Source organism: Streptomyces hygroscopicus subsp. hygroscopicus (assembly GCF_030269125.1).
GTDB classification, from domain to species: domain Bacteria; phylum Actinomycetota; class Actinomycetes; order Streptomycetales; family Streptomycetaceae; genus Streptomyces; species Streptomyces hygroscopicus_C.
Genome location: NZ_BSSM01000010.1, coordinates 316566 through 327213 on the forward strand (window position 1 = coordinate 316566; position 10648 = coordinate 327213).

The 10648-nt window shown below is 62.8% G+C and carries 6 protein-coding genes; all 6 read left to right on the forward strand.

The window, feature by feature from the left end; genetic code table 11:
- The first annotated feature begins 348 nt into the window (after nucleotides 1-348).
- Nucleotides 349-2094 (forward strand): type I restriction-modification system subunit M, encoded by a 1746-nt coding sequence (locus tag QSK45_RS23325; RefSeq protein ID WP_285559914.1) that lies wholly within the window; start codon nucleotides 349-351, stop codon nucleotides 2092-2094.
- A complete protein-coding gene (locus tag QSK45_RS23330) occupies nucleotides 2091-3290 on the forward strand; it encodes a restriction endonuclease subunit S (protein WP_285559917.1) in 1200 nt (399 codons plus the stop codon). Before QSK45_RS23325 ends, QSK45_RS23330 begins: the two co-directional genes overlap by 4 nt.
- Nucleotides 3290-6433 carry a type I restriction endonuclease subunit R gene (locus QSK45_RS23335; RefSeq protein ID WP_285559919.1) on the forward strand — a complete coding sequence of 1048 codons (3144 nt, stop codon included), beginning with the start codon at nucleotides 3290-3292 and terminating at the stop codon, nucleotides 6431-6433. Before QSK45_RS23330 ends, QSK45_RS23335 begins: the two co-directional genes overlap by 1 nt.
- An 840-nt stretch (nucleotides 6434-7273) precedes the next feature.
- Complete coding sequence (locus tag QSK45_RS23340; protein WP_285559920.1) at nucleotides 7274-8059, forward strand: endonuclease domain-containing protein; 786 nt, start codon at nucleotides 7274-7276, stop codon at nucleotides 8057-8059.
- 230 nt (nucleotides 8060-8289) lie between these two features.
- Entirely contained in the window at nucleotides 8290-8946 is a 657-nt protein-coding gene (locus tag QSK45_RS23345) for a class I SAM-dependent methyltransferase (RefSeq protein ID WP_285559921.1), read from the forward strand.
- Nucleotides 8943-9956, forward strand: coding sequence for an HNH endonuclease family protein (locus QSK45_RS23350; RefSeq protein WP_285559923.1), 1014 nt, complete (start codon nucleotides 8943-8945; stop codon nucleotides 9954-9956). The genes QSK45_RS23345 and QSK45_RS23350 overlap by 4 nt, the downstream gene beginning before the upstream one ends.
- Nucleotides 9957-10648 lie beyond the last annotated feature (692 nt).

The following is a 10648-nucleotide window of genomic DNA, read 5'->3' on the forward strand; positions in this document are numbered from 1 at the left end:
ATGCCGTGAGCGACACCTGGGTTGCCTTCGACTCCGAGGCCGCCGAGGCGCACGGGTGTCCGGTCGGGACCTTCCCGACCGAACCGCTGCCGGACGTGAAGCGCCACCTGGACGCTTGCGCCAAGCCTGGCCGTGACGGTTACGTCTTCCTCGGTCCCGTGGGCGGTCGGCTTCGGCGGACCCGCTTCCGGGATGACTGGATCAATGCCAGGAAGTCCGGAGGGAGACGGTGGTACAAGTCAACGCTTCAGCCCCTGGAGAGGGTCCCATAGCTGAAACCATGGGACGCTGGCTGCTGCCTCTGGCAAAGTGATCGTCACTGCTAGACGTTTCTCGTAAGGAACCTTTGTGAGCACGCTCGGTAGCTTCATCTGGTCAATCGCTGACCAGCTTCGGGGCCCCTATCGCCCCAACCAGTACGGGAGCGTGATCCTCCCGTTCACGATCCTGAGACGGCTCGACTGCGTACTCGAGCCGGACCGCGCGGCGGTACGGGAGCTGGCTGCGAAATACGAGAACCCGAACCGGCTCAAGGTCGAGGTCAAGAAGGCCACGGGACGGACGTTCTACAACACCTCCAACTACGAGTTCGCGAACTTGCTGGCCGATGCGGATGGGCTGGCGGACAACCTCGCTGACTACATCGACCGGTTCTCCCCCGACGTGGATGTGTTCGAGTACTTCGACTTCAAGAAGGAGATCCTTGCCCTGGAGAAGGCCGGGCTCCTTCGCGAGATCGTCAACTCCTTCGGCGCCGTCGATCTCCACCCCGATGTGGTGTCGAACTCCGACATGGGCGATGCCTTCGAGTACATCATCCGCAAGTTCAACGAGGCCGCGAATGAGACCTCCGGAGACCACTACACGCCGCGCGACGCGATCCGGCTGCTGGTCGACCTGCTCTTCGCCGAGAAGGACGTCGACCTCACCGAAGGCGGCATCATCCGCTCGCTGTACGATCCCACCGCCGGCACCGGCGGCATGCTCTCCCTGGCCGAGGAGCACCTGCTCGCGCAGAACCCCGAGGCGAAGCTGAGCCTGTACGGCCAGGAGTACAACCCGCAGTCGTACGCCATCTGCAAGTCCGACCTACTCGCGAAGGGCCACGACGCGACCAACATCGCCTTTGGCAATACGCTCACTGATGACGCCTTTAAGGGCCGCCAGTTCGACTACTGCATGTCCAACCCGCCCTACGGGGTGGACTGGAAGCAGTACGCCAAAGCGGTTAAGGCGGAGCGCGACTCAGCTGGCCCCTACGGCCGCTTCGCACCGGGACTGCCCGCAACCTCCGACGGCCAGATGCTCTTCCTGCTCCACCTGGTCCACAAAATGCGCTCCGCAGAGGACGGCGGCGGCCGCGTCGGTATTGTCATGAACGGATCCCCGCTGTTCAGCGGCGCTGCCGAATCCGGCCCCTCCAACATCCGTCGGTGGCTGCTGGAAAACGACCTCGTCGAGGCGATCGTCGCCCTGCCGACCAACATGTTCTTTAACACCGGTATCGCCACCTACATCTGGATTCTCGACAACACCAAGCACCGCAGTCGCCGGGGCAAGGTCCAACTCATCGACGGCACGTCGTTCTGGACCAAGATGCGCAAGAACCTCGGCTCCAAGGGGCGCGAGATAAGCGACGAGGACCGCACCAAGATTGTGCAGTTGTACGTCGACTTCGAGGACGCCGACCCCGAACTCTCCAAGGTCTTGCGTAACGACGAGTTCGGTTACTGGACCATCACTGTCGAGCGCCCCCTGCTCGATGAGGGCGGCAACCCTGTAGTCGATCGCAAGGGCAACCCGAAGCCCGACTCGAAGAAGCGCGAAACCGAGAACGTCCCCTTCACCTACGGCGGTTCGACCGCAGGTATGGCGGGAGAGCGCCAGGTCATCCAGGCCTACTTCGAAGCTGAGGTGAAGCCCCACGTCCCTGACGCCTGGATCGACTGGGCCAAGACCAAGACTGGCTATGAGATCCCCTTCACCCGACACTTCTACAAGTACGTTCCGCCCCGTCCGCTCGCAGAGATTGATGCCGACCTAGAGAAGCAGGTCGCCAAAATCCTCGAGCTGCTGCGAGAGGTGGAGCAGTGACGCGCTTCGGCCACGCGGTGGAGAAGATCGACGAGCGAATCCCCGGTATCGACCTTCCGCTCATGTCCGTGTCCCAGACACGAGGTGTCATTCGGCGAAGCGAGTTGACGGATGCTCCTCAGCGAGCTGAGTCCCTCGACAGCTACAAGGTGTGCCGGGCCAACGACATCGTCTTCAACAAGATGAGCATCCGCTCTGGCGCAATGGGTGTCGCAGCAGAAGATGGGTTGGTCACCTACCACTACGAGGTCATGCGTCCGCGTGAGGGGACAGATCCACACTTCATCACATACCTGATGAAGTCTTCGTGGTTCACAGAGGAGCTTATCAAGCGCGAGCGGGGAATCGGCGCAGGCAACCAAGCCAACGTTCGCACAACGGAAGTGCCATTCTCGGTCCTTAAGACGATCGACGCTTATATTCCCGACCACGCTGAGCAGCGGGCCATCGCCGACTACCTCAACCGTGAGACGGCCCGCATCGATACGCTCATCGACGAACAGCAGCGACTGATCGAGTTGCTCCGTGAGCGGAAGATGGCCGCTATGGCAAAGGCCACTGCCAGCGGGGAACCAGTCGTGTTTAGGCGCATCATCACCCGAATCCGCCAAGGGTGGAGCCCCAACTGCGAGCCCTGGCCTGCGGATGGAGTGACGGAGTGGGGGGTGCTAAAGGTCGGATGTTCAAACAGCGGGACGTTCGATGCGACGGAGAGTAAGCGGCTACCGGACGATATGACACCGAGGCCGGAGTTTGTCGTCGAACCTGGAGAGATCGTCATGTCTAGGGCGAACTCCAAGGAATTGGTTGGGGCGTCTTCTGTAGTGGATCGCGCATACCCGCGCTTGATGCTTAGCGATCTCAACTACGGGCTGACGGTTGTCAACGGTGTGGATCCTGAGTTCGTTTCCTACGCGCTCAGGTCTGGTCACGTCAAACACCAGATCAGTCTTGCATCCAAAGGGACCAGCCCGTCGATGCAGAAGATCTCACAGCGAGATATCAGAGATCTCATTTTGCAATTGCCATCGCTGGACGAACAGCGGCGGATCGTACTCCACCTGGATGAGCAAACAGCGAAGACGGACGCACTCATTGCCGAGTCGGAGCGGTTTATTGAGCTCGCTCGCGAGCGGCGATCGGCACTAATCACGGCGGCAGTGACGGGGCAGATCGACGTACGAGAGGCGGCGTGATGGCTGACCACAACGAGGTGGTCTTCGAAACAGAGATCTGCGAGTACCTGCGGGATCACGGCTGGCTGTACTCGAAGAATGACCACGATGGTGGCGAGTACGACCGGGAGCGGGCTCTGTTCCCGGCGGACCTGTTCGCATGGTTGGAGGCGACGCAGAAGCCGGCATACGAGAAGGCATTGAAGGCAGCTGGCTCGCAGGCGAAGTTCTTGGACGTGCTGACCGCGGCGCTCGACCGGCCGCTGGAGCACGGCGGTGGGACGCTGAACATCCTGCGCCACGGGGTGCAGTACATCGGCGGTGGCCGGTTGAAGATGGCGCAGTTCCGACCGGAAACGTCGCTCAACGAGACCACTACGACGCTCTACGAGGCGATGCGGGTGCGGGTGGTGCGGCAGGTGCACTTCTCGACCGCTGACCAACGCAGTATCGATCTGGTGTTCTTCATTAACGGGGTTCCGGTGGCCACGGTGGAGCTGAAGACCGACTTCACCCAGTCGCTGGACGAGGCAGTCAACCAGTACAAGCAGCATCGCAATCCGCTGACAAACGGGCGGCCGGAGCCGTTGCTGTCGTTCGGGCACCGGGCGCTGGTGCACTTCGCGGTCTCGAACAACCTGGCGGCGATGACCACGAGGCTGGAGGGGGAGAAGACCCACTTCCTGCCGTTCAACATGGGCTTCGACAGCGGAGCCGGTAACCCGCCCAGTGCGGACGGCCGGTCGTCGACGGCGTACCTGTGGGAGCGCGTCTGGGAGAAGCACGCCTGGCTGAACATCATCGGGCGGCTGATGATCGTGGAGACCAAGGAGGAGTGGGACGTCACTACCGGCACCTCGGTGCGGCGTACGAGCATGCTCTTCCCGCGGTTCCACCAGTGGGAGGCCGTCACGAACATCGTCGACGCGGTGAAGGAGGAGGGTGTCGGGCAGCGGTACCTGATTGAGCACTCGGCCGGTTCGGGGAAGACGAACACCATTGCCTGGACGGCTCACCGGCTGGCGCGGCTGCATGTCGACAATCAGAAGATCTTTGACTCGGTCATCGTGGTCGTGGACCGCACTGTGCTCGACTCCCAACTGCAGGATGCGATTCGGCAGATCGACGGCACCGACAAGATCGTCAGGACGATCAGCCCCGAGGACGTCCGCAAGGCCGGCCTGAAGTCGAAGTCGGGTCTGCTGGCGCAGGCGTTGAAGAACGGTGAGCTCATCATCGCGGTGACGGTGCAGACCTTCCCGCATGCGCTGAACGAGATCCGGAACAACGCCGGCCTGAAGGGCAAGCGGTTCGCTGTCATCGCCGATGAGGCGCACTCCTCCCAGTCGGGGCAGATCTCTTCGAAGCTGAAGCAGGTGCTGACGGCCGAGGAGGTCAAGGACATCGAGGAGGGCGGCGAGGTCGATGTGGAGTCGATCCTGGCCTCTGAGATGACCGAGCGGGCCGAGTCGGACAACATCTCCTACTTCGCCTTCACTGCGACGCCGAAGAACAAGACGCTGGAGCTGTTCGGCCGCAAGGGAGCCGACGGGAAGCCCCACGAGTTCCACCTGTACTCGATGAAGCAGGCGATCGAGGAGGGCTACATCCTCGACGTGCTCAGGGGCTACCAGCACTATGACACCGCGCTGAAAATCGCCGGCAAGGCCGAGATTGGCGACGGAGGGCAGGTCGAGGAGGCCACCGCCCGCAAGGGTCTGATGCGGTGGGTGAAGCTCCATCCAACGAACATTAGCCAGAAGGTGCAAATCATCGTCGAGCACTTCCACGCCAACGTCGCCTACCTGCTCGAAGGCAAGGCGAAGGCGATGGTGGTGACCGACTCGCGCAAGTCCGCGGTGAAGTACAAACTGGCCATCGACGCCTACATAGCCAAGCGCCGCGCCAAGGACGCCTCGTACAACTACCGCACGCTCGTCGCCTTCTCCTCCGGGGTCGCGATACCCGAGGACGAGACCTGGGACAACGCCTGGGGCCCGCAGCCGTCAAAGGATGACGAGTTCACCGAGGCCAACATGAACCCCGGTGCGGGGACTGATCTGGCGGCGTCGTTCAAGGGTGACACGTACAAAATCATGCTGGTCGCCAACAAGTTCCAGACTGGTTTCGACCAGCCTCTCCTCTCGGCGATGTACGTTGACAAGAAGCTGTCAGGGGTCGCCGCGGTGCAGACGCTCTCTCGGCTCAACCGCGTTCACCGCACTCCTGGTGGGGAGCAGAAGCGCAAGACGTTCATCATCGACTTCGCCAACAAGCCCGAGGACATCAAGGCCGCCTTCGAGCCGTACTTCAAGAACGCCAGCCTGGAGACCGAGACCGATCCGTACGTCGTCATTCACCTGGCCAATAAGCTTGCCCAGGTCGGGATCTATACCGAGGACGACGTCCGTAAGGTTGCCGAACTATGGGTGACCCGGAAGGGCAACAACGCACTCTCGGCGGCGATCAGCCCGGCGCAGCACGACTTCCGGCGCCGCTACGCTCGGGCGATCGAGGAGGAAGACAAGGTCGCCCTCAATTCGCTCGACCTGTTCCGCAAGGATGTCTCCACCTATGTGCGGCTCTATGACTTCATGTCACAGATCGTTGACTACGGCGACCCCTACATGGAAATGCTGTCGATCTTCCTGCGCCTGCTGGAGAAGGTCATCGCCGAGTCCGCCTGGGCGGCCGAAGTGGACCTTTCCGACGTGGTGCTGGTCGGGGTCAAGCACAGCAAGGCGAGCCGGGTCGACATCTCGCTCGCGGGCGACGGACAGCTGAAGGGCATCAGCGCTGCTGGCACGGGCACGAAGAAGGATCCGAAGTACGTCGCGCTCCAAGTCGTCATAGACAAATTGAACGACCTCTTCGGCGCCGAATCGTTCGCCGAGTACCAGGTTCGGGAGTTCGTACAGGGGCTCGTCCAGCGGTTGCTCGCCGACCCGAACTTGATCAACCAGACCAGGGTGAACACTAAGAAGCAGTTCTTGGAGTCACCAGACTTTCAAGCAGCCGTTACGGAGGCGGTCGCAGACAACCAGGACGCCCACAACACGATGGCTGACTACTTTTTCACCGACGGGCCGGCCATTAACTCGATCATCGTCGCCCTCGCGGATGCCTTCTACGAAGCAGCGATCGATCAGCAGGTGGATTCTTAGACACGGCAGCAGGCATGTCCGCCCAGCAGAGCACCCGCTGCGGAGGCGAGAGCAAGCAGGATCCACGGCCGCCATGAAGCAGGCCGAGTTGACCTCGGCCGACCAGCTCCACCGCTATGGATGGGACCAGCTGGAGGACGAGTGCGGTTTTCTGACAGGCTAGGCGATCGATCCTGAAGAGGATCCGCTGGAGGCGATCCCGGCCGAAGAGTTCCAGCGGGTCTGGATTCGGTGAGTGAGCGGGACAACCTCATTAGGAGAGAGGCTGGGTGATCTGCGGGCTGATCTGCGGATTCACCGGCCGAGGAAGTGAGCGGCTACTCGACCGTGGGGCACCGGTGTTGACCGCTGCTGACCCCTGTATCTGGCACGGCTGTGGCACGTGGCGTTTGGGTAGCCGCGGCGAGGCTCTTGCCGATCTCCGTGTGAGTGGGCACTCAGTTGGCGGGCTAAGCGCTTCAGTCGGTGACCCACGCGCCTGGGTACGTGGCGGTTGATCGTATGGGGCCGGAGATGACTCGGTCCTCTTCCTCAACCTTCCAGCGCCAGGGACGACCACTCAAGAGCGGTACTGCCACTGGGGATTGTGTACTAGGTAAGTGATTTTCGGCTTGACTTCGCCCGCATCCCTCTGCTCTGATGCTCGCCATGTCAAAGCTGTGCGAGTCCGGCGACGGTAGAGCCGCGACACGGATGGGTGGCACTAGATGTCAGGCCTGCTACCGCTACTACCGAAGGCATGGAACCTTCGAGAGGACTGGTCCCCGCCCCCCGATCAGCGTCGAAGTGGTGCTCCAAAACGTCGAGCCTACCGAGTCGGGATGCCTCGTCTGGAAGGGTATGACGGACAAAGACGGTCGGCCCTTGTATTACGACGGCGACCGGTACGCCGCAGGTGAGAACCCGCTCGTCTTCGTTCAACGCTGGGTATTCGAGCACTACTCCGACGAGCCACTCGCGCCGGGACAGACGGTCACGCGCAACTGCGAGAACAAGCTGCTTTGCGTTCATCACGAGCACGCCACTTTGTGGCGGCACCTGGGAAGCGGGGCGTTCGTGAACAGAAAGGGTGATCAGGCCGACAACGAAGCTGTTCCCTCTGACAAGTGCGCGAACGGACATGAGTTCGACGACGACAACATTCCCTACGTGAACCCAAAGTCGGGCGCCCGGAGTTGTCGGCGCTGCACGCGTGACTCGAAGCTACGCTCGCGCGGGATTGATCCAGAATCGGTGCCCTACGAGCCATACCGCAGAGGCAACACACACTGCCGGTCAGGTCACGAGTATGCGGTGTTCGGCTTCAAGCATCGAGGCGAAGGGCGTATCTGTAATGAATGCGTCCGCATTAAGAGCGCGAAGGGCAATCTGAAGAAATGTTATGGCTTGACGTTCGAGGACGTGGCCCAGATGCTCAAGAACCAAGACAACGCCTGCGCCACGTGTCTGACGCCCTTTACCAGGGCTGATCCAGACAACTTTCGGATGGGCGACGCCAATGTGGATCATTGTCACGCCCGTGGGCACAATCGGGGACTGCTCTGCATGGACTGCAACATCGCGCTCGGCAAGGTCAAGGACAACACTGAGACGCTGAGCAGGATGATCGATTACCTGAAGGCGTAAGAGTGCGCGCTCTCAGCTTGGAAGCTTGGGTGCTTCAGGGGCGGGAAGCTTGCTGACCCGCGGCGTAGCGCTGTCGACGCCTGACGTCCGCGGCTCGCATTCCTCGGTGTTCCCCGTGGCTTCCCGCACGACCTGGCACGGCTCTGGCACGTCTGCCGGGTGCCGAATGACTCCGCACCCTTCGTCTTCATGCGTCGGCCGTTGTCGGTGCGGTCCCGTAGCTTGAGGCCATGGATGGTACAGGCGAGAACTTTCCTCACCTCGGCGAGTCGTCGGCGGTGAGCCAGCCCGCTGCGGGGGTCCAGCCTTACTACGCGCAGCGCGCCGAATTGCTGGGGCAGAGGTACGGGAGCGTCACCTTCGAGGAAGTGCATGGCGGGGTGTTGGATCTGCTCCCGCCGGCGCCGGCGAAGGTGCTGGACGTAGGGGCTGGCGCTGGGCGGGACACCGTGGCACTCGCACGGCGCGGTTACCAGGTGGTCGCGGCGGAGCCGGTCCGTGAGCTTCGGGAGGTCGCGCAGAGCCTCAACCCGTGCGAAAACGTCCGTTGGGTCGAGGACTCGCTGCCCGCACTGTCCCACCTCGAAGGGCCTTTTGAGCTGGTGCTGCTGTCGGCTGTGTGGATGCACCTGGCGCCGGCCGAGCGTGGGCAGGCGATGGAGCGGCTGGCCACGCTGCTGGCTCCCTCGGGTCTACTGGTCGTCTCGCTTCGGCGCGGCGTCCCGCCGACAGACCGGGTGATGTTCGATGTGCCCGCGGAGGAGGTCGTGCGGGACGGGGAGCGGGCAGCGCTGTGGTTGGTGCGACTGGTAGAGGAGGGCGCAGACCGGCTCGGCCGTGCCGAGGTGTGGTGGCAGACGGTTGTCCTGCGCAAGGGGGGCGAGTGAGCGAACGCGAGTTCTACGCCCAGGATTCCTCGGCGCGGGCGTCGTGGCGGTTGGCAGTGCTGATGGGGGCCAACTCGCGCACCTACAAGTTCGCTCTCGGGCAGGCCCTGCTGGCGTTCGGGCGGACCGGGCGAGAGGAGATCTCCCTTGCCGAGCTCGCCGCTGCCTACAGCCTGGGCTTGGTGCAGCATTTGGCCCAGGACCCGCAGGCGCCGCAGACGGTGGAGCTGGGCGAGAAAGACTTCCTCACCGTCGCAGAGCAGGAGAGAGCGGCGACGCTGGAGGCCGGCCGGCCCACCGAGCGTCTGCTGGCAGCCGCAGTGCGTTCCATGCCGATGATGGTGATGCAGAAGTTCCACAATCTCCGTGGTGAAACTGCGGTGCCCCACACCTTCTATGAGCTGGCAGGGATGGGACGGCAGCGTGTCGTGCGCTTGACTCCTGACCTGCTGCGACTGGCGCAGTCGGAGCAAGCACCGTGCCTATCGGCCGAGTTGGGTGCGCGGTGGAGCATCGTGGAGAGCTCCTTCGCTGCCGGCGTCGGGCGCAGCCTCGTCGAGGAGGGTGTTACGGTCGACTGGGACACCCTTAAGATCACCGACAAACGCCGACGCCGCTCGGTGACCGGCATCGTTGACGCCACGGTCGGTTTTCAACACGGCCGCTGCCTGATCTGCGGCGACGTTCTGGCCACGGGGGAAGCCATAGTCGTCGACCACATTTTCCCGTTCTCCCTGATGCGTCGCTTCGACAGCGTCGGCTCCTGGCACGGTCCAGATCTGGACGCCCTGTGGAACCTTGCCCCCGCACATGCAACCTGCAACGGAGCCAAGAGCGACCGACTGCCCACCCCGGCCGAACTCGCCCGCCTCGCGGCCCGGAATGACGCAATCATGCGGTCCCCCCATCCCCTCCGCCGCACACTGCAACTCAGCCTGAAACACGCCCTGCCGGGCCAGAAGGCGCCCTCGTGGACCGAGTTCCTGGGAGCGATTCAGACAGCACTCTGAGTCCGGCCCTCGGAGTCCTGGGTCAATTACGGACGGCGTGCATGGCTCAGAAGTGATCGTGACGGATGAGCACCGCTTTAGGAGTTCGATCTTCCCTTGGCTTGGTCGGGGCTCGCCTCGCGAACCGGTGCCGTCGAGGGTTGCTGCAGGCCGCCGTCGTCCGGGGTCGTTGATGTCAGCGTTGGATGTCACCGGAACAGCTCCGGCACCGGACAGGCCTCCAAAGGCTCATCCGGCCGATCGGCCCAGCGCCACCAGACATGCCGACCAGTGCACCTCCATAGCGTCCGACACGTCCGCCGGCCATCGTCCTCCCGCTTGCAGAGGACGATGCCGCCGGACTTCATGGGCTGGCTGCACTCGGGACACGCCGGGGCGGCGTCGGTCATGCGGCGCACCCTAACGGAGCGACCGCTTCGTCCCGAAGCAACTTGGAGCGGCCGTTGTGCTTGGGGTGTAGTACCTGTCATCTGCGCTAATGGTCCGCTGACGTCCGCGGGTGTTCGCGGTTGTGCGTCGTGGTTGTCACGCAGTTAGACACTCAGTGTGCCTCGCCCGCATCGCTCTAAGCGATGTCCCGTAATTGACCTTGGATCTGCTTGCTGACCTGTGGCGTTCGTCGCTCAACCTGCGAGGGTGAGGTTGTGGAGGCGGGAGATGCCGAGCATGGCGTGGTGAACGCCGTCGCCCTT

What these genes read in the sequence shown, in the direction of transcription:
- QSK45_RS23335 (WP_285559919.1), top strand. Translation starts at nt 3,290, where the DNA reads ATGGCTGACCACAACGAGGTGGTCTTCGAAACAGAGATCTGCGAGTAC.
- QSK45_RS23340 (WP_285559920.1), top strand. Translation starts at nt 7,274, where the DNA reads ATGACGGACAAAGACGGTCGGCCCTTGTATTACGACGGCGACCGGTAC.
- QSK45_RS23345 (WP_285559921.1), top strand. Translation starts at nt 8,290, where the DNA reads ATGGATGGTACAGGCGAGAACTTTCCTCACCTCGGCGAGTCGTCGGCG.